The organism is Pseudooceanicola lipolyticus (assembly GCF_002786325.1).
Classification (GTDB): Bacteria; Pseudomonadota; Alphaproteobacteria; order Rhodobacterales; family Rhodobacteraceae; genus Pseudooceanicola_C; species Pseudooceanicola_C lipolyticus.
Map to the genome: position 1 here is coordinate 34,756 of NZ_PGTB01000003.1, position 21,652 is coordinate 56,407.

General features: G+C 60.1%; 27 protein-coding genes. 20 read left to right on the forward strand and 7 right to left on the reverse strand.

Features of this window, described 5'->3' with window-relative positions; all coding sequences use genetic code 11:
- Window positions 1-7 precede the first annotated feature (7 nt).
- The 3 genes from CVM52_RS02430 to CVM52_RS02440 are packed head-to-tail and all read right to left on the reverse strand — an operon-like array spanning window position 8 to window position 1,694.
- Complete coding sequence (locus tag CVM52_RS02430) at window positions 8-667, reverse strand: DsbA family protein (RefSeq protein WP_088665016.1); 660 nt, start codon at window positions 665-667, stop codon at window positions 8-10.
- A complete protein-coding gene (locus CVM52_RS02435) occupies window positions 664-1,086 on the reverse strand; it encodes a disulfide bond formation protein B (protein WP_100161020.1) in 423 nt (140 codons plus the stop codon). Before CVM52_RS02435 ends, CVM52_RS02430 begins: the two co-directional genes overlap by 4 nt.
- Window positions 1,087-1,091: 5 nt before the next feature.
- Complete coding sequence (locus tag CVM52_RS02440) at window positions 1,092-1,694, reverse strand: SCO family protein (RefSeq protein WP_240620836.1); 603 nt, start codon at window positions 1,692-1,694, stop codon at window positions 1,092-1,094.
- A 171-nt stretch (window positions 1,695-1,865) separates the two neighbouring features.
- Here CVM52_RS02440 and CVM52_RS02445 point away from each other — a divergent pair, with 171 nt between their 5' ends.
- The 15 genes from CVM52_RS02445 to CVM52_RS02515 all read left to right on the forward strand — a co-directional run bounded on the left by CVM52_RS02445 (window position 1,866) and on the right by CVM52_RS02515 (window position 11,894).
- Window positions 1,866-2,294, forward strand: a complete 429-nt coding sequence (locus CVM52_RS02445) for a MerR family transcriptional regulator (RefSeq protein WP_100161090.1) — start codon at window positions 1,866-1,868, stop codon at window positions 2,292-2,294.
- A gap of 103 nt (window positions 2,295-2,397) precedes the next feature.
- Window positions 2,398-2,976, forward strand: coding sequence for a cation efflux transmembrane domain-containing protein (locus CVM52_RS02450; RefSeq protein ID WP_100161022.1), 579 nt, complete (start codon window positions 2,398-2,400; stop codon window positions 2,974-2,976).
- A 95-nt stretch (window positions 2,977-3,071) separates the two neighbouring features.
- Window positions 3,072-3,827: a transglutaminase-like domain-containing protein gene (locus tag CVM52_RS02455; protein WP_100161091.1), complete on the forward strand. Its 756-nt coding sequence runs from the start codon at window positions 3,072-3,074 to the stop codon at window positions 3,825-3,827.
- Window positions 3,817-4,773 carry a cation diffusion facilitator family transporter gene (locus tag CVM52_RS02460; protein WP_100161023.1) on the forward strand — a complete coding sequence of 319 codons (957 nt, stop codon included), beginning with the start codon at window positions 3,817-3,819 and terminating at the stop codon, window positions 4,771-4,773. Before CVM52_RS02455 ends, CVM52_RS02460 begins: the two co-directional genes overlap by 11 nt.
- 734 nt (window positions 4,774-5,507) lie before the next feature.
- Complete coding sequence (locus tag CVM52_RS02470; protein WP_240620837.1) at window positions 5,508-6,860, forward strand: multicopper oxidase family protein; 1,353 nt, start codon at window positions 5,508-5,510, stop codon at window positions 6,858-6,860.
- A gap of 25 nt (window positions 6,861-6,885) precedes the next feature.
- Complete coding sequence (locus CVM52_RS02475) at window positions 6,886-7,353, forward strand: DUF411 domain-containing protein (RefSeq protein ID WP_203595078.1); 468 nt, start codon at window positions 6,886-6,888, stop codon at window positions 7,351-7,353.
- 66 nt (window positions 7,354-7,419) lie between these two features.
- The gene (locus tag CVM52_RS27940; RefSeq protein WP_009503829.1) at window positions 7,420-7,554 is read left to right on the forward strand and encodes a hypothetical protein; all 135 of its coding nucleotides are present in this window, start codon (window positions 7,420-7,422) and stop codon (window positions 7,552-7,554) included.
- Window positions 7,555-7,756: 202 nt separating this feature from the next.
- On the forward strand, window positions 7,757-8,134 hold the full coding sequence (locus tag CVM52_RS02480; protein WP_370741355.1) for a c-type cytochrome: 378 nt from the start codon (window positions 7,757-7,759) through the stop codon (window positions 8,132-8,134).
- A complete protein-coding gene (locus CVM52_RS02485) occupies window positions 8,131-8,727 on the forward strand; it encodes a DsbE family thiol:disulfide interchange protein (RefSeq protein WP_100161026.1) in 597 nt (198 codons plus the stop codon). Before CVM52_RS02480 ends, CVM52_RS02485 begins: the two co-directional genes overlap by 4 nt.
- Complete coding sequence (locus CVM52_RS02490) at window positions 8,724-9,236, forward strand: TlpA family protein disulfide reductase (RefSeq protein WP_100161027.1); 513 nt, start codon at window positions 8,724-8,726, stop codon at window positions 9,234-9,236. Before CVM52_RS02485 ends, CVM52_RS02490 begins: the two co-directional genes overlap by 4 nt.
- Before the next feature lie 82 nt (window positions 9,237-9,318).
- Complete coding sequence (locus CVM52_RS02495) at window positions 9,319-9,600, forward strand: hypothetical protein (RefSeq protein WP_068286437.1); 282 nt, start codon at window positions 9,319-9,321, stop codon at window positions 9,598-9,600.
- A 40-nt stretch (window positions 9,601-9,640) separates the two neighbouring features.
- The gene (locus CVM52_RS02500; protein ID WP_100161028.1) at window positions 9,641-9,913 is read left to right on the forward strand and encodes a hypothetical protein; all 273 of its coding nucleotides are present in this window, start codon (window positions 9,641-9,643) and stop codon (window positions 9,911-9,913) included.
- 60 nt (window positions 9,914-9,973) lie between these two features.
- The gene (locus tag CVM52_RS02505; RefSeq protein WP_240620838.1) at window positions 9,974-10,669 is read left to right on the forward strand and encodes an SCO family protein; all 696 of its coding nucleotides are present in this window, start codon (window positions 9,974-9,976) and stop codon (window positions 10,667-10,669) included.
- On the forward strand, window positions 10,666-11,157 hold the full coding sequence (locus CVM52_RS02510; RefSeq protein WP_089852003.1) for a hypothetical protein: 492 nt from the start codon (window positions 10,666-10,668) through the stop codon (window positions 11,155-11,157). The genes CVM52_RS02505 and CVM52_RS02510 overlap by 4 nt, the downstream gene beginning before the upstream one ends.
- The gene (locus CVM52_RS02515) at window positions 11,157-11,894 is read left to right on the forward strand and encodes a cytochrome c biogenesis CcdA family protein (RefSeq protein WP_089852005.1); all 738 of its coding nucleotides are present in this window, start codon (window positions 11,157-11,159) and stop codon (window positions 11,892-11,894) included. Before CVM52_RS02510 ends, CVM52_RS02515 begins: the two co-directional genes overlap by 1 nt.
- 103 nt (window positions 11,895-11,997) lie before the next feature.
- On the opposite strand, the gene CVM52_RS02520 is transcribed toward CVM52_RS02515, so the two are convergent.
- The 4 genes from CVM52_RS02520 to CVM52_RS02535 all read right to left on the reverse strand — a co-directional run bounded on the left by CVM52_RS02520 (window position 11,998) and on the right by CVM52_RS02535 (window position 16,736).
- Window positions 11,998-12,762 carry a MauE/DoxX family redox-associated membrane protein gene (locus CVM52_RS02520; protein ID WP_205964851.1) on the reverse strand — a complete coding sequence of 255 codons (765 nt, stop codon included), beginning with the start codon at window positions 12,760-12,762 and terminating at the stop codon, window positions 11,998-12,000.
- Window positions 12,763-12,784: 22 nt separating this feature from the next.
- A complete protein-coding gene (locus CVM52_RS02525; protein WP_100161031.1) occupies window positions 12,785-13,657 on the reverse strand; it encodes a DUF305 domain-containing protein in 873 nt (290 codons plus the stop codon).
- Window positions 13,658-13,789: 132 nt separating this feature from the next.
- A complete protein-coding gene (gene cueR, locus CVM52_RS02530; RefSeq protein WP_037941731.1) occupies window positions 13,790-14,209 on the reverse strand; it encodes a Cu(I)-responsive transcriptional regulator in 420 nt (139 codons plus the stop codon).
- 19 nt (window positions 14,210-14,228) lie between these two features.
- Window positions 14,229-16,736 carry a heavy metal translocating P-type ATPase gene (locus CVM52_RS02535; protein ID WP_100161032.1) on the reverse strand — a complete coding sequence of 836 codons (2,508 nt, stop codon included), beginning with the start codon at window positions 16,734-16,736 and terminating at the stop codon, window positions 14,229-14,231.
- 140 nt (window positions 16,737-16,876) lie between these two features.
- On the opposite strand from CVM52_RS02535, the gene CVM52_RS02540 reads away from it, so the two are divergent.
- The 5 genes from CVM52_RS02540 (at window position 16,877) to CVM52_RS02565 (ending at window position 21,592) form a co-directional block, all read left to right on the forward strand.
- Window positions 16,877-17,077 carry a heavy-metal-associated domain-containing protein gene (locus CVM52_RS02540; RefSeq protein WP_100161033.1) on the forward strand — a complete coding sequence of 67 codons (201 nt, stop codon included), beginning with the start codon at window positions 16,877-16,879 and terminating at the stop codon, window positions 17,075-17,077.
- A gap of 198 nt (window positions 17,078-17,275) precedes the next feature.
- The gene (locus CVM52_RS02545) at window positions 17,276-17,698 is read left to right on the forward strand and encodes a hypothetical protein (protein ID WP_100161092.1); all 423 of its coding nucleotides are present in this window, start codon (window positions 17,276-17,278) and stop codon (window positions 17,696-17,698) included.
- Between the two features lie 294 nt (window positions 17,699-17,992).
- Window positions 17,993-19,459 (forward strand): TolC family protein, encoded by a 1,467-nt coding sequence (locus CVM52_RS02555; RefSeq protein ID WP_100161034.1) that lies wholly within the window; start codon window positions 17,993-17,995, stop codon window positions 19,457-19,459.
- Window positions 19,460-19,470: 11 nt separating this feature from the next.
- A complete protein-coding gene (locus CVM52_RS02560) occupies window positions 19,471-20,829 on the forward strand; it encodes a multicopper oxidase family protein (protein WP_100161035.1) in 1,359 nt (452 codons plus the stop codon).
- Window positions 20,830-20,875: 46 nt separating this feature from the next.
- Window positions 20,876-21,592 carry a copper-binding protein gene (locus tag CVM52_RS02565; RefSeq protein ID WP_100161036.1) on the forward strand — a complete coding sequence of 239 codons (717 nt, stop codon included), beginning with the start codon at window positions 20,876-20,878 and terminating at the stop codon, window positions 21,590-21,592.
- The last annotated feature ends 60 nt before the right edge of the window (window positions 21,593-21,652 follow it).

A 21,652-nucleotide genomic window follows, 5' to 3' on the forward strand; every position in this document is an offset into this window, starting at 1 on the left:
TTTCCATTCAGCTTTGCGCGGCAGCGACTTCGGCAGCCACCAATCGGCGCAGTTCTGCCTCCCCGAACGGATCGAGCGGCTTGCCGTTCACGAAGAATGTGGGCGTCTGGCGAATTCCCACGGTCTCGACGTCAGCACGATCCTGGTTCAGGATCGCCACGACATCGGGTGCCAGCATTTGCGTGCGCGCGGCCTCGGCATCGAGTCCGGCCGTGGCGGCGATCTGAAGGATCAGGCCAGGCGCCGGGGCACCGTGCGACGCCCATCTCGGCTGTTCCCGCAGAACGGCCTCGAGCACCGGCACGTAAACGTCCTGCATGCGCGCCGCCTCGAGCACGCGGATCGCTTCCTCGGATGCCGCGCCGTGGAAGGGCGTGTAGCGGATCACGACGCGGACAGCATCCCCATGCTCGGCCATGATGTCCTTCACGATGGGATGAAAGGCGCGACAGGCCTCGCAGGCCGGATCGAAGAATTCGACGATCGTGACGGGCGCTTCCGCAGGCCCGAGGATGGGCGAGTAGGGGCGGATCATCGCGTCCGCGAGTTCCGGCGCAACAGGCTCCGCTTCGGTCACCGGGCCGGGGCGGGTTGCAAACCAGGTGGCTCCGCCGAAACCGGCGACGCCGAGGGCGAGAACGGACAGGATCAGGCCGCGTCGGTTCATGTTCGTGTGTCCTTCAATGAAAGGGCCGACAGCGCCCCGATCAGCGCGAAGGCGGCGAGCGCCATCAGCGGGATCGGGACGCCGAAGACCAGTTGGTTGTCATCGGTGCAAGAGGGGCCGGTGGCCGTGCAGGGCTGGATGCGTTCGGGAACAAGACCGACGTACAGCCCCATGTGCCAGAGGGCGATTGCGCCGCCGCCAAGCGCCAATGCGATGCCGTAGCGTCCCACGCGGCCGTCCCGCCACCAAAGGCCGAGCCCGAGGAGAATGGCCAAGGGGAACATGAAGGCGCGCTGGAACCAGCACAGCACACAGGGCGTCTGCCCCAGCACCTCGCCGATGAAAAGCACGGCAAGCGAGGCGACGAGCGCGATGATCCACGCCAGCCCGAGGGCTGTTTCTCCGGATATGCGGTTCATGTCGGTCAAATCCTCTCTTCCAGATCGGCGAGGATCTCTTCGGCCGGGGTGCCATAGGGCCATGAGTCGGCAAAACCTGCCTCGGGGTCGAAGAGGAACAGATGCGACGTGTGGCCCATCGTGTACCCATCCGGCGCTGCGGCCTCTTCGACGCGCTCAAAGAAGATTGGAAACGTCTCGGACGTGGCGGCGATCTGTTCCGGCGTGCCCGTCAGCCCGATGATGCCCGCATCGAACAGCGGGACGTATTCGGCGAGTGCTGGGGGCGTGTCTCGTTCAGGGTCGATTGTTATGAAAATCGGCTGGACCTTGGCGGCATCGTCGCCCAGACCGTCCATCACCGCCGCGACCTCTGACAGGGTCGTCGGGCAGACGTCGGGGCAGTTGGTAAAGCCGAAAAAAACCAGCATCCAGCGCCCCGCAAAGTCCTCCTCGGTTTGAACCATACCCTGGTGGTCCGTCAGTTCGAACTCAGCGAAAAAAGGCGGTTCGGCGTCGGTTCGGGCGCTATCGGCACGATAATCGGACCATAGCAAAAGCCATACGAAGGCAAGCGCTGCCACGCCTGCCAAAACCCAAAGAAACTTCTGTGCCGATGTAAGGGACAATCCTGTTTGCCTGTTTTTGATTCTTATTGCATGTGCGGATACATCCTCTAGCCGCTAGAGGTTCAAGCACGAAATTATGGTATAGCTTGAACTCACGCGTCTGTGAATCCGACACTTGTTTATTCCGACGGCAAAACCTACACAAACTGTACCTTTTTCATGGAGGCGAAAATGCTCACGATCGGTACTCTGTCAAAGAAGACTGGCACAAAAGTGCAGACCATCCGGTACTACGAACAGATCGGACTCATGCCCGAACCTGGCAGGACCGAAGGCGGACAGAGGCGCTACGACAATGCACAGCTTGATCGACTGTCCTTCATCCGCCACTCGCGACAACTCGGTTTCTCGCTCGTTGCGATCCGCGAGCTGCTCGACCTCAGCGACCATCCCAACCGGCCCTGTGATGAGGCTGATGCCATCGCGCGTCGCCAGCTCAAACAGGTGGAGCAGCGCATGGCCCGCCTGAAGGCGCTGCGAACGGAACTGAAACGCATGGTTCACGAATGCAGCGGCGGGCGGACGGGAGATTGCAAGGTGCTTGAGGTGTTGCGGGACCATTCGGAATGCTTGACCGAACACGAGGAAATCGGGGCCTGAAGGAATTCAGCCAACATTCCGGCTGGAACGCAGATCAGCCGCAGAAGTTAATGTGTCGTACAACACAAGCTGGAACCACAAAATGGCCGCTAGACAAGATTCAATGGAGAGACGGACGCTTTGGATCGTTCTGGCGCTCAATATCGGTTTGGCCGTGGCCTTTTTCGCAACAGGCGCCTTCGGCGATTCAAGTGCCCTGATCGCCAACGGGCTCGATAACCTCTCCGACAGCTTCGTCTACGCGATCAGCCTTTTCGCTTTGTCCCGATCCGCCAAATGGAAACGCGGGGCGGCGAACGTTTCCGGCGGGCTGCTGATCCTGTTCGCTGCAGGCATCCTCTACGATGCGTGGCGCCGCTACATCGGTGGGTCAGATCCGCTCGGGACGATCATGCTTGCAATGGCCCTGATCGCGGCGGCTATCAACGCAGTCTGCGTTTGGCTGCTCGCTAAGCTCAAAAATCCAAATGTCAACATCCGCGCGGCCAACACCTTCAGTTACAACGATTTCGCCGCGAACCTCGGGATCGTCGTGGCCGGTGGCCTCGTCGCCTGGCTAGGAACCAACTGGCCGGACCTTGTCGTCGGTGTGATCGTCGCCGGGATCGCGGCCTGGGGCGGTATCGACATCCTGCGCGACGCACACGGCGAACACCACAAAGCGGTTCACACGGACAAATAGTTGCGGGAGATTCTTTCTGAAAGAAAGGGTTGAAGCTATAGTGACTATAGCAACTAGTCTTGTTCCAAGACGATTCGAGGAGCGACCCGTTGCAGATGACCGACCCCCTACTTGTACCCACCAAACTACTGGATTTTGATGCCGCGCCTCTTGCGCATCTAATTGAGAACCGCAGCTGGCGCGGCTTATCCGAATACGATCGGATCGGAGCTGCCTATGATTTCGTTCGGAATGAAATCGCGTTCGGATACAATCGAGCTGACGACATCCCCGCATCCGAAGTGCTTTCCGACGGCTACGGGCAGTGCAATACCAAAGGCACGCTCTTGATGGCGCTGCTGCGTGGTGTCGGCATTCGTTGCCGGTTGCATGGGTTTACGATCCACAAAGGCTTGCAGCGCGGTGTTGTCCCTGAGCTGGTGTATCCGCTTGCTCCGCAGGAAATTCTCCACTCATGGGTCGAGATCGAATTTCAAGGTGCCTGGATCAACCTTGAAGGCTTCATCCTGGATGACGCTTTCCTCAAAGTCCTGCAAACGTCTTTCTCGGACACGGACAGTCTCTGCGGTTATGGCGCGGGCACGGATTGCCTTGGCGCGCCTCCCGTCGCCTGGAACGGAGAAGATACCTACATTCAGAAAACCGGCATCGTGCAGGATTTCGGCGTGTTTGATACGCCGGACGCCTTCTATTTTTCCCATGAGCAATCCTTTGGATGGCTGCGTGGTGCCCTTTACCGTCATATCATACGCCACTGGATGAATGCGCGCGTTCGTGGTTTCCGCAGCGACCGCCTCAAGACTGACCGACGCGCGACACACGCGCATGAGGAGCCTGCCAATGCCACATGACCACGGGCACGCGCATATCGATCCGGATTCCGGCGATCGGCGGGTTGCCATCGCGATCTGGGCGAACGGGCTTCTTACCGTTGCGCAAACCGTCGGGGGCATATTCTCGGGCAGTCTGGCACTGATCGCCGATGCGCTGCACAACTTTTCCGATATGGCCTCGCTTGTCATTGCCTTCGCCGCACGCAAGATCGCGCGCCGCCCAGCCGATGAGCGCATGACCTTCGGCTATGGTCGGGTCGAAATCGTCGCAGCCCTGGTTAACTACACCACCCTGATTTTGATCGGCTTCTACCTGATCTACGAAGGTGGCATGCGCATGATTGATCCACCCGAAGTCATGGGTTGGACCGTCGTCATTCTCGGTGGAATTGCGCTTGTGGTCGACACGCTGACCGCAATGCTGACCTATTCGATGCAGAAGGGCAGCGTGAACATCCGCGCGCTTTTCCTGCATAACCTGTCGGACGCGCTTGCTTCGGTCGCGGTTATCGTCGCTGGGTCGCTGATCATCCTTTACGACATGCGTTGGGTCGATCCTGCCATCACCATCGGCATCGCGATCTACATCCTGTATCTGTCTTTCACTGAAATAGGCGGCCCAATCCGAACCCTGATGCTCGGGAGCCCGCCGGACATCGACAACGAGGCCGTCGTCGAAGCGATGCGGAAAGTCGAAGGCGTCGCCGACGTCCACCACGTCCATCTCTGGCAAATGCAAGAGCACGAGGCTGCGCTCGACTGTCATGTCGTCGTGGCAGCCGAGGGGTGGTCGAAGATTGAAGAGATCAAGAGCGCGATCAAGAAGCGGCTGAAGGGAGAATTCGGCATCAGCCATTCCAGCCTCGAATTCGAGCACGAGGATCGCGCTCATCAGAACGCCGATCTCTATGGTCACGGTAATTCGAGAGATGGGGAGGAAACTCATACTCACGAAAAAAGCTGACCGAGCATGAGGATATCATTTCCTCAATTGCGACGGCAAGTTGACGTCGACCAACGTCAAGTGGACTGATGAACCTTTGCATGAGCAACTGGCTGCGAAGGGCAGTAGCGAAGGTCTGAGGCGGATACACTACAGGGGTATCACGTCCAAGTTACAGAATGTCACTTGACCTCCCCTTGCTGGAAGGTTGTAGCAGTAACTGTATGACCTGCGTTTTTCGCCTTGTTTTGATTCTCATGCTGACCTTCGGTGCAGTGACTGCGCCGGATATGTCGTCGGCCAGTATGTCAATCACGGCTATGGCGCAGATGGAACCCACCGAAAGCGCGGATGGCCGTTGCGGCGGGTGCGATCCCACCGGATTTGCTGAGGGCACTGCCTGTGAAGGTGGGCGTCCTGTTCCTTGCGGCTCCAGCGGTACTTCTGGCCTCCTTGCCAAGATGCCGTCAGCGCGGCTCACGAGGCCTTTTGGTACTGCCGTCCGGGGTGCCGAACCTCTGATCTCACTCGGCACGAATCCGTCGCTTGATCCATTCCCTCCCAAACTGCCTGTCTGAACCTGAAACCGGCCTCGCCTGCTGCGAGGCCTGATTGTTGCCTTGGCCGAAGCTGGCTGAGTGCGACCCTTTCAGATCAAGGCAGTTGCGATGATCCTCCACAGACCGATTTCACGAAGGCACGTGCTTCGCACAGGTGCCGCATTCACAGCCCTATCCGCTCTATCACCTGCACGAATGGCGATGGCCGATCCAACAGGGGACCCCTTCGTGCTACGCGCGGCATCCGGACAGGCCGCCCTGCGACCGTTGCCATACGGCCCGACTAATGTCTGGAGCTATAGCGGATCCGTCCCCGGACCTGAAATCAGGGTCCGGCAAGGCGACCGTATCCGGGTTCTGGCTCAGAATGGGTTGGATGAAGGGACCACAATCCACTGGCATGGCATCCGCACGCCCAATTCGATGGACGGGGTGCCGTTCCTCACGCAGGACCCGATCCCCGTCGCGGGCGAATTCCTTTACGAATTCGATGCGCTGGATGCGGGCACGTTCTGGTACCATCCGCACCAGCGCAGTTCCGAACAGGTCGGACGCGGCCTTTACGGGCCGCTGATCGTCGAGGAGGCGGACCCGATCCGTGTGGATCGGGACCTGACCTGGATGCTGGACGACTGGCGCATGACGCGGGCGGGGCAGTTGTCGGATGACTTCGGCAACCGCCATGACGCGATGCACGGCGGTCGTATTGGCAATTCCGTGACCATCAACGGTGAGATCCCCGAACGGATCTCGGTGCAATCCGGTGAGCGCATCCGCTTGCGGCTAATCAACGCGGCGAACGCGCGGATATTCGGGCTGGATTTTGGAGATTTTGAACCAGTCGTGGTCGCGTTGGACGGTCAACCCGTGACGCCCCATGCCCCTGACGGCGGGGTCGTGGTGATCGGCCCGGCGATGCGTGTCGATCTGGTAATCGACATGACCGGCAAACCCGGAGAGGCCGTCACGGTCACCGATGTCTTCTACGAAGGCCTCGAATACCGTCTGGTCGATCTCGTCTACGGGCCTGACAGGCTGCGGGACAGTGTGCCGGATTGGTCGATGGACCTGCCGCCCAACCCGCTGGCCGAACCGGACATGGCGTCGGCCGCGCGGCACCAGATCGTCTTCAACGGCGGAATGATGGGGCAGATGATGATGGGCAGCGGTATGGGGTCGATGATGGACCAGATGCGCGAGGGCAACATGTGGTTCATCAACGGAGAAGCCGCGACGGGTCATATGATGGACCCCTTGCTGGTCCTGCCGCAGGGCACGTCGCACGTGTTCGAGATGGATAATCGCACCGCCTGGCACCATCCGATCCATTTTCACGGGCATTCGTTCCGTGTGATCGCCCGCAACGGACAACCGACTCGGTATCGCGAATGGCAGGACACCGTCCTGATGGCACCCGAAGAACGGGTCGAGATCGCCTTCGCCGCGGACAATCCCGGTGACTGGATGTTCCATTGCCACATTCTGGAACACCAGGCGGCGGGCATGATGGGCGTCATCCGTGTCGAACCTGGTACGACCAAAACCTGAAACTCACACACTTAGGACCATGAAAATGAATGAACCGATAAAGAAGATACTTGGATTTGCCAGCCTCGGCACGGCAGGTGCCGTCGCCGTCCTTGCGATGAGCCTGAATGCCGCGCCTGCCGCGGCGCAGGAGGTCACGCTCTACAAGAACCCACAATGCGGATGTTGCGAGAGTTACGCGGACTATCTGCGCGAGAACGGTTTCACGGTGGAGGTGAAGCCGACCCACGATCTGGCGCAGATCAGCCGCGATGCGGGCATCCCGGATGACTTCCAAGGCTGCCACACAGGCTTTTTGGACGATTACGTCATCAGCGGCCACGTGCCGATTGATGTCGTCAACAGGCTGCTGGAAGAGCGCCCGGAAATTGCCGGTGTGACTCTTCCCGGCATGCCATTGGGGTCGCCGGGTATGGGCGGCGCGAAACAGGAGCCCTTCAAGATTTACACCGTCGAGGAAGGTGTGAGCCCGACCGTATATTCGGTCGAATGATCAATCGCGCGGTCTGGTGCGAACCCGTGCCAGACCGGTTTCAAGGGAAAACAAAGGATGGAATGCATGATGATGGACGGTGGAATGATGGGCGGCGGCATGATGATTGCGATGGGCCTCGTCTGGTTGCTGATCGTGGGTGTGCTGGTGCTCGCGGCGATCGCCTTGGTCAAATACATCCGCTCGGACAGCGGAAAATAGAGATGTGCCAGAATGCGGATTGAGGGTGCCAGCAGCGGCGACAGCCTGTTGTCGATGGGGTTGGTCTGGGCGCTTTGCGTCCTGCTTGTCCTGTCGTCGCTCGCGGCACTAATCGTCCTCTGTAGGTGGCTCGTAACAAGAAGGCGGAAACTCAGTGAAAAACACGATTAGGCTCTCGGCTGTCCTGCTCGCCACAACGGTTTTGCCCGTAGCGGCGCAGAGCGACGTGCTCATGGGCGAGCGCCTTTATCAAGAGAATTGTGCCAGTTGCCATGGGGCAAACCTGGAGGGGCAATCAGATTGGCGCACACGATTGCCGAACGGCAGGTTGCCTGCCCCGCCGCACGACGCCTCCGGCCATACCTGGCATCACCCCGACCGCGTATTGCTCGACATCGTGAAACGCGGACCGGCGGCGATTGTCGGGAACGGGTACGAAAGCGACATGCCCGGATATGAGGATGTGCTGACAGACGATGAGATCACGGCGATCATTGACTACATCAAGAGCACATGGCCCAACCGGATCCGCGCGTCGAAGGAAAGCCGATCCCTTGCCGATGAGCAGGCGCAGCCATGACGGAAGAGGTCGAGGGAAATGCCGACCCTGTGTCGCGACGTAGTATCTCCGGGTTCGTGCTGGTTCCGCTGATAGCTTTTGCCCTCATGGTCCTGTTCGGTTGGGGGCTTTTCAGGGGTGGCGACGACTTGCCGTCGGCACTTCTCGGCAAACCCGTGCCCGACTTCGCGCTGCCCCCGGTGCTCGGCCGAGAAGAAGGTCTTTCGACGCAGGACCTGATCGGACACGTGTCACTGGTGAACGTCTTCGCCTCGTGGTGTGTGCCCTGCCGTGCCGAACACCCGTTGTTCATGGAGTTGAGTGCAACCGGTGAGGTGCCGCTCTACGGAATCAACTACAAGGACCCGCCCGATCAGGCGCGCGCCTGGCTCGACGAGTTGGGTGATCCCTACGCGCGCATCGGGGCCGACATCAACGGACGCGCCGGTATCGAATGGGGCGTCTATGGCGTGCCCGAAACCTACGTCATCGCGCCCGACGGCATCATCGCCTACCGCCATGTTGGTCCGATCACACGAGCAATCCTGCAGGAAACGCTGCTGCCGATCGTCCGTGACCACAAAACCCAATCCGCCAAGGAGAAAACGCCATGAAAAATCTGAAACCGGCGCTGATCGCCTGGGCACTGTCCGTCGGCGCGGCTTTCGCGACACCGCAAGGGTTTGCACTTCACGACACCCCGAAGCCTGTCGCCAATGTGCGCTACGAGAAAGATGACGGCAGCCGCGGAGACATGGAAGATTTTCGCGGCAAAGTGATCCTCGTGAATGTCTGGGCAACCTGGTGCGTCCCCTGCCGCGAAGAGATGCCGACGCTCGATGCGCTTCAGGCGGAACTTGGCGGCGACGACTTCGAAGTGGTTGCCCTTTCCATCGACCGGGCCGGATCACAAATCGTTCGGCGTTTCTACGACGAGATCGGTGTCACCAATCTCAATATGTATGTCGACCAGACCATGCTTTCGATGACCGCGCTGCGCACCGTTGGCCTGCCGACGACGATCCTGATCGACGCGCAGGGGCGGGAGCTCGGGCGACTGGTCGGCCCGGCCGAATGGGATGATCCCGAGATGGTGTCCTTTTTGCGAAGCTTTATTGAATGAATCCTAGCAAAAGTCCACTGCTCACCCTTGACCTTCCAGTTACTGGAATGACTAGCTTTTAATCATCGAAAGGACTTTCTGGATGACCGAAATATCACCTTCCAACATTGCGGGTGCCGCCAACATCGAAAGCGCAGGAAATTGGCCCAGGTGGTTGACGCGCAGACGATTGCTGTTCGTCGGTGCGGCAACCGTGATGGGGGGCGGCATGGCCCTGAACTGGGGATGGCTCACCGCGATCGGGCTCGCGCCTGTTCTGGTCTCGCTGGCCCCCTGTGCCGCGATGTGCGGCCTGGGTCTGTGCATGAAGGGCGGGTCTGGAAAGGGATGCTCCAACTCGCCGGACGGGGCGTCTCCCGACTGAGTTCTTTCGATAACCACACGATCAACCCAAGGAGAAAACCATGAGAAAAACATTTACAACTTTCGTCGTTGCGACGGCCCTTACCGCAAGTGCATTTGCCGTCAGCGCCCAGGAACAGACCACGCCGGAAACGGGCGAAATGATGCAGAATGAGGGGGCCATGCAAGGCGGCATGATGGACGGCGACATGATGGGCATGATGAAGATGATGGCCGAAATGAAACCCATGATGGAAGCCTGCACCGAGATGATGGCGTCCATGACCGAGAATATGGACGGCGGCATGATGCCGTCGGAAAAGTCTGACGGCTAGATTTGCCCAAATGCCTGTCGGTCAACGGATCGGCAGGCATTTATTGTAAGGATACAAGAATTGACAGCACTGACACGGCGCGCCGCTTTAGCGATACTCGCGGCCACGATTTCGTCTCCGGCCTTCGCCAATCATCCGGGGGAAAACCTGGATGCGCGCATGTTCGAGATGGAGCCCTACTTCCAAGCCATCGATGCCGCGCAGGCTCCGGGTTTCGAGCTGCAGGATTCCGAGGGGAATCCCGTGCGCCTGTCGGATTTCAGCGACAAGGTGGTCATCCTTCATTTCATCTATGCCAACTGCCCGGATATCTGCCCGCTCCATGCGGAAAAGATCGCGGCGGTCCAGGCTTCGATCAACTACGGGCCGATGAAGGAGCTTGTGCAGTTCATCTCGATCACGACCGATCCTGTGAACGACACGCCAGACGTGTTGCGCGATTACTCGGACCGGCATGGGCTCGATCCAAGCAATTGGGTTATTCTAACCAAACGTCCCGATCAGACTGAAAATGCAACGCGCGTTCTGGCGCGGGACTATGGGCTGGAGTTCACGATGACCGCCGACAGCGACATGATGATGCACGGAGCGGTCACCCATGTCGTGGACATCGGCGGGCGGTTCGCTGCAAAATTCCATGGCATGGACTTCAAGAACGTGAACCTGATCCTCTATGTCAGCGAGTTGACCAACAACGCCCAGCATCGACGCCGGGAGCCCAGCTGGTGGGACCGGCTGACAGGTGTGTTTCAATGAGTGTCGTCGCGACTGGCGTCAGGCTGTCCTCGACAGACGGAATTTCCCTGACAGCTCTGCGTCGGTATTTTGCGGTGATCATCCCGGCCAACTTGATCTGGGAGTTCGCGCATATGCCGCTCTACACGATATGGAACGAGGGCACCTGGGGTGAGATTGTCTTCGCAGCCGTCCATTGCACGGGTGGTGATATCCTGATCGCCATGAGCGCGCTGATGCTTGCCCTCATGCTGTCGGGCTGGGGCTGGCCCCTGGTCGCCTCGACGCGGCGGTCTGTGACCGTCCTGACGGTGGTGTTCGGGCTCGGATACACGCTGTTCAGCGAATGGCTCAACATCGTGATCCGCGCCGCCTGGGCCTATTCGGACCTGATGCCAATCATTCCGGTCCTCGATGCGGGCCTGTCACCTGTGTTGCAATGGATCGTGGTCCCGCTGGTCGCGTTCTGGTGGGCCGTGTGGCCCTTCAGCACCGAGCGTGACGCGTGATGGACATCTCCGGCATCGGCATCTTCGCGGCCTTTCTGGCGGGGGCCATTTCGTTCCTGTCGCCTTGCGTCCTGCCGCTTGTGCCGGGCTATGTCTCGTACATCGCAGGGCAGCCGGATTTGCGCATGACGCGGTCGGTCGGCTTGCGGGCGCGCGCCGGGGCGCTCGGGTTGAGTGCCTGCTTTGTCTTGGGCTTTTCGACGGTCTTCGTCGCCCTCGGGGCCGGGGCCAGCGCGCTCGGATCCCTGCTGCTGACATGGCGCACCGAGCTGAACTATCTCGGCGGCGCGATCATCATTCTGTTCGGACTGGTCATGCTGGGTGTCTTTCGTCTCAATGCGTTCTCGCGCGATACCCGTTTCAATCTCGACATTCCCGGCGGTCGCCCGTTTGGGGCCTACGTGCTGGGACTGGCCTTCGCCTTTGGCTGGACACCTTGCATCGGACCGATCCTCGGCGCGATCCTGACACTCAGTTCGACCTCCGGCGGCATGTCGGACGGCATCTGGCTGCTGTCGATCTATTCCGCTGGTCTGGGGGTGCCTTTCCTGCTGGCTGCGCTGTTCACCGACGCCATCGCCGCGCGGGTAAGGCAGATCGGCAAGGCCGGTCGCTGGCTCTACAAGGGCGCGGGTGTTGCCATGATCATCATGGGAGTTGCCATCATGACCGGGCAACTGTCACGGTTTGCCTATTGGCTGCTGGGGACGTTTCCCTTTCTCGCGACGATCGGCTGACGAACCTCGAACCAGCTCTTGGCGTGATGGCTGATAAGTGGGGATCATCTCCCCCACTCAAAAAGGTCGTACACGCCGCGCCCCTATAGAGGTCGCGGGGCCGTCAGCCGATCAGGTAGACCCGGATCGGCATCCAGATACCCATGATCATCATCATCAGGTTCTCGGTGAGCGAGACGAACCCTAGTGGCACGTTGCTGTCCCCCCCGACGCAGGCGCATTTCAACTCGCGCTTGTCGATATAGACCGCCTTGAAGACCGAAACTGCACCGACCGTTCCGATGAAGAGGGCCACGGGAGCCGAAAGCCAGGTGAGCGCCCCGGCGACCATAAGGATGCCGGCGAAGGCCTCTCCGAAGGGATAAAGATAGCCGTAGCGCACCCAGCGGCGCGCCAGCAGGTCGTAATTCAGGAACATGGTCGAAAAGCTTTCGACGTCCTGAAGTTTCTGCACTGCAAGCAAGCACATCGAGATCGAGATGAACCATTCCAGCGCACGCAGGCTGAGGATGGTTCCAAAGCTGTACCACGACAGGCCGAGCGCCATCAGAAACGCGATGGCAAAGATCGCGATCACCGGCTGATAGGAGGTGTCCGAGCGCTCGCTTTCCGGCGCGTCGAGGCCGAAATGGACCCGCAGATCGTCGTAGCCGCCAATCCGCTTGTCGCCGATCCAGGTCTGCGGCGTGGTCTCGACCCCGTGCTTTTCCATGAAGGCATCGGTTTCCTCACGTGTCGTCAGGTGATGATCCTCGACCTCGTACCCTTCCCGTTCGAGCAGGTCTTTGGACTTGAGACCATAAGGGCAAAGATGATCCTGCATGACCATCCGGTAGAGTTGGGCTGATTTCGATGCGTCTTTCGGCATGGTGTTTCCTCCAGTTTCTGGTTCAGGCACCGCAACCGTAATATCCGCGATACCCTGCACGCAGACCGGACCCAAGTTCGAGAACGAGATCGGCGTCCTGCATTTCGCCACTATTTGCGTCCAATGTGCCGGTTCCGCTCGGCGCGCTCAACGCCACTGTCATGCCCTCCGTGCCCCAAGTGCTTCCGGCGTCGCCAGCCTCCAGCCGCACCAGATCGCCGCTGATCTTGGCGAGAGCTACACTCCCACCGTCGATGCGGCCCACCGCCAGCGCAGGCCTGCTTGTGGTGGTGTAGGTGAACGTGCACGCGGGGCCGCCGGGAAACATCTGAGCAATGTCCTCCGAAGTAAGAAATTCGAGGTCGAGAATGGCGACTTCCGGGGTTGATAGCGCCTCGTCGAGGCTCACGATCTGCGCCGGTCCGCTTTCTGACTGTGCCGGACTGTCACCGTTGGCGTCGATATCGTTCACCAGATAACGCATCTCGGCGATTTCCTTGTCCTGCGCATAGATGATCTCATCCGCCAGCTTGCGCACGCGCGGGTCCGAGATATCGGCGCGGCTGGAGGTCATGATCGCGATCGAGTGGTGCGGGATCATTGCCCGCATGTAGCTGGTGTCGCCCACCGTCACCTGGCTGCGGACCAGCCAAAGGGAGGCGGCAAAGACCACAGCGGCACCGATGAAGATGGCGGCGTTAGCCATCTTGCTGGAATACATCGACAGCATGAAGCCCAGCATGATGATCGCCATGGTGGCACCCATCAGGAGAGCCATGTAGGCCCGCGTTTCCGACCAGAACACATGCGTCCAGAGGTAGGTATTGAGATACATCAGACCGAACATGACGACGGTAGATGTGGCGATCATCGCGAAAAAGCGGCCATATGACATGAAGTTGTCCTCTCTCGAAATCGTGAAGTCTAAAGGTGGAACAACTTTCCCGCGCTGGAATGTTCCGAAATAGCTGCAGCCAGTCGCACCTTATGGGTGGCGCTGCCCGCTGCGGGACGTATCTAAGCCCGCTTAATCCGCTGCCCTGGCGGTCCGGGTCTTATCCTCTTCCATCGCCAGATCTGCGAGAATCGGACAATTAGGCCTGTGATCGCCAGCGCAGGCATCGACAAGGTGCGACAACGTCGCGCGCATCTCGGTCAGTTCTGCGATTTTCCGGTCGATCCGGTCGAGGTGTTCCTCGGCGATCTGCTTGACCTCCGCGCTGGCGCGGTCGGTATCGGCATAGAGTTTCAGCAGGCTCCGGCAGTCCTCGATGGTGAAGCCAAGCGCACGCGCTCGCCCGAGAAACGCCAACTTGTGGACGTCGCTCTGTCGAAAGCTGCGATAGCCGTTCGCGCTGCGCAGCGGCTCGACCAGCCCGATGTCCTCGTAGTAGCGGATGGTCTTCGCAGGAAGGCCGGACAGGTCGGCCACGTCTCCGATATTCATGATCGTCTTCTCCTTGTTTTCATTCAGCCGGAACGGGGGACAGGCGGGGGTCGGTCACGGCCTTCGCCGCCTCGTCCATCGCCGGGCGCACACGGCGCAGGCGCAGCGCGTTCGTCAGTACGAAGACCGAGCTGAGCGCCATCGCCCCCGCCGCCAGCACCGGCGACAGCAGCAGGCCCGACACCGGGTAAAGCGCCCCCGCCGCAACCGGGATCAGCGCGACATTGTAGCCGAAGGCCCAGAACAGGTTCTGGCGGATGTTGCGCATGGTGCGCCGCGATATTTCCAGCGCGTTGACCACGCCGCGCAGGTCGCCCGACATCAGCACCACGTCGGCGGATTCGATGGCGACGTCAGTGCCGGTGCCGATGGCGATGCCCACATCCGCATGGGCAAGCGCGGGCGCGTCGTTGATGCCGTCGCCGACGAAGGCGATATGCTGGCCCGTGCCACGCAGTTCATCCAGTGCCGCGACCTTGCCGTCCGGCAGCACGCCCGCGATCACGTGGTCGATGCCCGTCTCCCGCGCGATGGCTTCTGCCGTCTCGCGCTTGTCGCCGGTGATCATGGCGACCTTCAGGCCAAGATCGTGCAGCGCCCGGATGGCGGCCGCGCTGGACGGCTTCACCGGATCTGCCACGGCGATGACGGCGGCAACGCGTCCGTCGACGGCGGCGTAAAGCGCGGTACGGCCCTGTTCGGCCAGGCGGCGTTCCGCGTCCGCCAGCGCGCCGATGTCCAGCCCTTCGCGGGTCATCAGACGGTCGGCCCCCACCAGCACCTCGCGGCCCGCGACCTCGGCCCGGACACCGTGGCCGGTGATGGACGTGAATTTCTGCGCGTCGTGCCGGGCAACGCCCTCGGCCTCCGCCGCCCGCAGGATGGCCTCGGCGATGGGGTGTTCCGACCGCGCCTCGACCGCCGCGACCAGAGCCAGCACCTCGGCCCGTTCAAATCCTTCTGTTAGCACCAGATCGGTCAGTTCGGGACGTCCTTCGGTCACCGTGCCGGTCTTGTCCAGCGCGACCACATCGACGGTCGAAAGCTGTTGCAGGGCGTCACCCTTGCGGAACAGCACACCCATTTCGGCGGCACGGCCGGTGCCCACCATGATTGAGGTCGGCGTGGCCAGCCCCATCGCGCAGGGGCAGGCGATGATCAGCACGGACACACCCGCGACGAGCGCATAGGACAGGGCGGGCGATGGCCCGACCAGCAGCCAGACGATCACCGTCAGCAGCGCCAGCGCCATGACCGCGGGCACGAACCACAGGGTGATCCGATCCACCAGACCCTGGATGGGCAACTTGGCCCCCTGCGCCTCTTCGACCATACGGATGATTTGCGCCAGCGTCGTATCCGCCCCCACGCGCGTCGCGCGGAACTGGAAAGCACCGGTGCCGTTGACGGTCCCGCCGGTGACGGGATCGCCCACCGACTTGGCCACAGGCACCGGCTCGCCGGTGATCATGCTCTCGTCGACGCGGGCGCTGCCTTCGGTCACTTCGCCGTCCACGGCAATCCGCTCTCCGGGGCGCACGAGCAGGATGTCGCCCGCGGCGATGCGCTCGATGGCCACGTCCTCAGGCTCTCCGTCCACCAGCACGCAGGCGGTCTTGGCCTGAAGGCCCAGCAGCTTCTGGATCGCTGCGCCGGTGCGGCCCTTGGCGCGTGCCTCCAGCCAGCGGCCCAGCAGGATCAGAACGACGATCACCGCCGCCGCCTCGAAATAGACGGCGCGCGACCCTTCGGGCAGCAGCGCGGGCGCGAAAAGAGCGACCAGAGAATAGAGATAGGCGGCAGAGGTGCCGACCGCAACAAGGCTGTTCATGTCCGGCGCACGCTTGAGCAGGGCTGGAAACCCGCGCGTATAGAAGCTGCGCCCCGGCCAGAACAGGACCACGGTGGTCAGACCGAACTGGATCAGCCAGCTTGTCCGATGGCCGATCGTGTCGCCGATCAGACCATGCATGCCGGGGATCAGGTGCGCGCCCATTTCCAGCAGAAACACAGGCAGGGCGAGGGCCGCCGCCAGCGCGGTCCTGCGAGCCAGCGTCCGCGCCTCTTCATCCTTGCGGGCACTCGTGTCTTCCGGCGCGCTGTCCTGCGGCAAGGTCGCGGGATAGCCTGAGTCACCCGCCGCCTTCAGCAGGTCCGCAACCGCAACCGAGCCTTCGAGATACGTTACCGTCGCAGTTTCCGATGCCAGATTGACGTTCACGTCCAGCACGCCCGGCACCGCCGCCAGCGCCTTGTCCACCCGCCCAACGCAGGACGCACAAGACATGGAGGCCACGTTCAGGCGAATGCTCTGCGTACGGGCCGGATAGCCAATCTCTTCCAGCTTTTCGACGATGTTCGAAATGCGCCCTTGCGCGTCGATCTGCGCCTTGGCCGTCTCGCTGGCAAGGTTGACGTGAACGTCGCTGACACCCGGCAGGCCGGAAAGCCCACGCTCCACCCGCCCGACGCAAGAGGCGCAGGACATGTTCTGCAGGGAAAGTCGAAGGGTATGCGAATCCGACATGGGTGACTCCTGATCCTGGTCCTCCGAGAGATAAGGGTTCCATTCGCTGGAAGGTCAACAGATGCATCGAGGAATTTTTTCGGGCATTGACCTTCCCATAGGGGAACGACCTAGATGGCAGCAGTAAGAAGGAGATCGTGATGATCAGGTTCAGCGTGCCGGACATGAACTGCGGACATTGCACCGCGTCGATAGAGAAGGCCATTGTGACGATAGACCCACACGCGACTGTCACCTGTGACCTAACTGCGCGTTCCGTCGAGGTAGATAGCGCATTGGATGAAAACGCTCTGAAGGCAGCGATTCACGATGCGGGCTACGGATCGCAAAGACTGAGTTAGTCCCGGCACTCCCAGTCATTTCTGAAGTACTCACTACCATTTTCGCGTCTTCTGTCTGACTGGTGAACGTTGCTATGTATCTATTGCGCAACAGTTTTGAGCGCTCGCAGCGAGAATTCGCCTGCCTCGCTAGATTGTGCCAAACCTTCCCGCGCTGTAAGCGTTGACTAATTTGTCAAAACGTCCATGTTGCCGTTCATGAGAATGCGTGTCGCCACTTCGGTATGGGTGAAATTCCTCACTTGCTTCGCTTTTGCGTTGGCATTGGTTCTGTCTCCACCTTCTGCGGCACACGCGGCCTCAGGAATGCATGATGGTCAGCATTCTGGATCGATCAGCTCCCTTCTCAGCGAACCGACAGTTGGTCAGGGAACTGACATCCACGCCGACCACATGAAACACCCGGCGACAGTTGACGTGGATGACATATCCTCCGACATGGGTGAAACAGAGCATCAATCAACTCAGTGTTGTAACGGAATATGCATTTCTGTCGTCATTCCAGACGCAGACTTGGTATTCCCGGATCCTATTGCTGCGAAAGAATATATGATCCTGAGCGGTCAGGCGCATTCCGTCGAAACATCAGGGTTTCTGCGGCCCCCTCGATTCCTGATCTGAAACGGCGCCCAATCCGGGTGTGAGCCTTGCGCAGACTCTGCGTGAGACATCGTTCATCAATCAGGATACCTTCATGAAAATTCATCTACTCATGGGGGCTTCGGCCCTCGGGCTTGGCGCATGCGCCTATGAGCCTACCCCTTTGCCCTCCGTTGCGACACAACAGGCTGTCGTCAACGCGACCGTTTCGTCTCCGATCAACTATCAAGATCCATTGGCTGGCTACACCTATCGTGGTCCGACCGGCCCCCGTGATTGGCGGTCTGTCAATCAAGAGCAGACGGAGGGCAACTGATGCGGGTATCTAAGATTCCGCTGGTTCTTGGCTTTCCACTTTTCTTGGGTGCCTGCGCTACCGCAGTACCGGTAAGCTACACCGAACCGAAGGCCGGTTTTGCCAATGTGGCCAGCCAGATTACGCCAGCGATCGGCAAACGGACCGTGTTTGCGGAAACGCAGGCCGAAAACGAAGCTCTCAAGAAACAGGTGCACAGCATGGTGCATCGGAAGACGATCTCGGCCGATACGGCGGTTCAGGTTGCGCTGCTGAACAATAAGGGTCTGCAAGCGTCTTACGCCAATGTTGGCCTCTCGGCCGCTGAGGCTTGGCAGCAATCGACGCCGGAAAACCCGATCGTCTCAATTGGTGTCTTGGGAATCGGTGCGCCTGAACTCGGTGCCTACAGGGCGATCGAAGGGCTGATCCGGTCGAACGTCCTCGATGCCACCACGCGTAAACAGCGTATGGCCATTGCTGATGCAAGCTTCAGGCAGGCTCAGCTCAATGCCGTGAACGACACACTCGCACTGGCAAATCAGACGCGAAAGGCATGGGTCGATGCAGTCGCCGCCTTCGAGGCAGTGAGTTATCTGCGGCGCGCGAAAGCGACCTCTGACGCCGGCTCTGAACTGGCGATGAGGTTGGGCGAGACCGGCGCACTCAACAAAGCTGGGCAGGCCCGCGAACAGGCATTCAATGCCGAACTGGCGGGGCAACTTGCACAGGCACGATTGAACGCCACTCGGTCCAAGGAGGCTTTGACCAGGTTGATGGGTCTCTGGGGCACCGAAGTCGATTACTATGTGCCAGATGCCCTTCCTGCACTGCCGCGTTCTGTCGGCCGTGTGACCGACATCGAGGCCAAGGCGCTCCGAAACCGGGTGGATCTCCGTGTTGCCAAACTTGGCCTGGAAGCGCAGGCCAAGGCGTTTGGTCTGACCGACCAGACCCGCATTGTCAGCGATCTGGAGATCGTTGCGGGAGCCGAATTTGAGCGTGAAGTTGAAGGCAGTGGCGACATTGAAACCAAGACTTTGCCTCAGGTGGAAGTGGAGTTCGCGATCCCGATCTACGACACCGGCAAGGCCCGGATGCGCAAGGCGGAATTGTCTTATCTTCAAGCGGCCAACGTGCTCGCAGAGAAGGCCGTGAACGTCCGGTCTGAAGCGCGCGGTGCTGAAGCCTCTTATCATGCCGCATACAAAATCGCGCGCCACTACCGCGACGTTCTGGTGCCGCTACGCACGACCGTCGAAGAAGAGGGTTTGCTGTCCTACAACGGCATGATCACCAACACTTTCGAGCTGCTGACTGATGTGCGCGAGAAACTTGCCGCATCCCTGGAAGCGGCAAATGCAAAACGCGAATTCTATATGGCACAGGCCGATCTGACCGCCGCGATCTATGGCGGCGGCGAAGGCGGCGGTGGTGCTGGTGGAGAAGGCGCATCACTTGCCGCCGGTGGCGGCGCAGGACACTGAAAGGAACTGACATGTTGAACAGACGTCAATTACTCGGAGCCGGCGCCGCAGGTGCAACGCTGGTCTCTTCAAAAGCCTGGGGTCAAACCCTGAACATGGGCCTCCCCGAAGCCGCGCAGATGGACAGTGCGGCAACGGCGATTACGGCGCGTCCGTCGTCAGGGCCGGACTACACACCTGTGGTCACGCTGAACGGGTGGACCCTGCCGCACCGGATGAACAACGGGGTCAAGGAATTTCACCTCGTCGCCGAACCGGTAGAGCGCGAACTTGCAGACGGCATGATTGCGCATCTGTGGGGCTACAACGGCCAGTCCACCGGTCCAACGATCGAAGCAGTCGAAGGCGACCGGATCCGCATCTACGTCACCAACAAGCTGCCGGAAGGCACCACGGTGCATTGGCACGGGCTCATCCTGCCCTCGGGCATGGATGGGGTCTCCGGGTTGAGTCATCCCAGCATCCCGCCAGGGAAAACGTTTGTCTACGAATTCGACTTGGTGAAGTCCGGCACGTTCATGTACCACCCCCATGGCGACGAAATGACCCAGATGGCGATGGGGATGATGGGCATGTTCGTGGTCCACCCCAAGGACCCATCGTTTATGCCGGTGGATCGCGATTTTCTTATCATGCTGAATGCCTTTGACATCGATCCCGGCACATACGTGCCCCGCATCATGACGATGACGGACTTCAACCTGTGGACGTGGAACAGTCGGATCTTCCCCGACATCGATCCGCTGGTCGTGAACAAGGGCGACAAGGTGCGCGTACGCGTCGGCAACCTCACGATGACAAACCACCCGATCCACATGCACGGCTATGACTTCAAGGTCACCTGTACGGATGGCGGATGGGTGCCCGAGGCGGCGCAATGGCCAGAGGTCAGCATCGACATTCCCGTGGGCGCGATGCGCGCCTATGAGTTCGTCGCGGACCATCTGGGTGACTGGGCAATCCACTGCCACAAGTCGCACCACACGATGAATGCCATGGGTCACGATGTGCCGACGTTCATCGGGGTCAACAAGAAACCACTGACCCAGAAGATCCGTCAGTTCCAGCCGGAATACATGCCCATGGGCATGTCCGGCATGGGGGACATGGCGAAAATGGAAATGCCGCTGCCTGACAACACTATCCCCATGATGACGGGTTGGGGGCCCTACGGCCCCATCGAGATGGGCGGCATGTTTTCGGTCGTAAAGGTGCGGGACGGCATCGACGCGGACGATTACTCCGATCCCGGCTGGTACGAAAATCCTCCGGGCGAGATGGCCTACGAATGGACCGGCGAATTGCCCGAGTTTGCCTCGAACAACAGTCCCAAGACCATTCTCACACCAAAGCCAAACTCGAAGGGCTGAACGGCCCTTCGTCAACTCCAACCAAACCAACTTACAGGACAATGAAATGAGAAATCTTCTTTTGACGACAAGCTTCGCGTTGGTGCTTTCGGCACCAGCATTTGCCGCAGGCACACATGATGGCGGGCACGGTGAGACCAAGCCGACCGCCATGATGATCGGCATGCCGGGTGAAGCCGCCAATGTGGACCGCACAATTGATGTCACTCTGCTCGAAAACGACGAAGGCGAAATGCTGATCGAGAGCGAAGAGATGACCATCAAGGAGGGTGAAACCATCCGCTTCAACATCACGAACAAGGGTGAGCTGGAGCATGAATTCGTCCTTGATACAGTCGAGCGCAACGCCGAGCACAAGATCGAAATGGCCAAGATGGATATGGAACACGACGACCCGAACCGAATCCGTCTCGATGCGGGCGCTTCGGGTGAGGTCGTCTGGACGTTCGCGAATGCTGGTACGTTCGAAGCGGCGTGCCTAATTCCGGGTCACTACGAATCCGGCATGCACCGAGCGGTCTCAGTGGGGGACCAGATGGCTCAGGCTGACGTGGAATACACGAGCGGGACCATCAAGAAGATCGACGCCAAGGCCGGCAAGGTCACAATCATCCACGGCCCGCTGGTCAACCTCGACATGCCCGCGATGACCATGGTGTTCCGCGCCGACGAGGCAATGATGGCCAAGATGTCCGAAGGTCAGGACATCGAATTCGTCGCAGACCGCGTGAAGGGAAAACTGACCGTCACACAGATGAAGTGATGACAGTTAGTGGGGCCGGGGCAATCACCCCGGCCCCAACTTTTTGAGGCGTTACTCTGC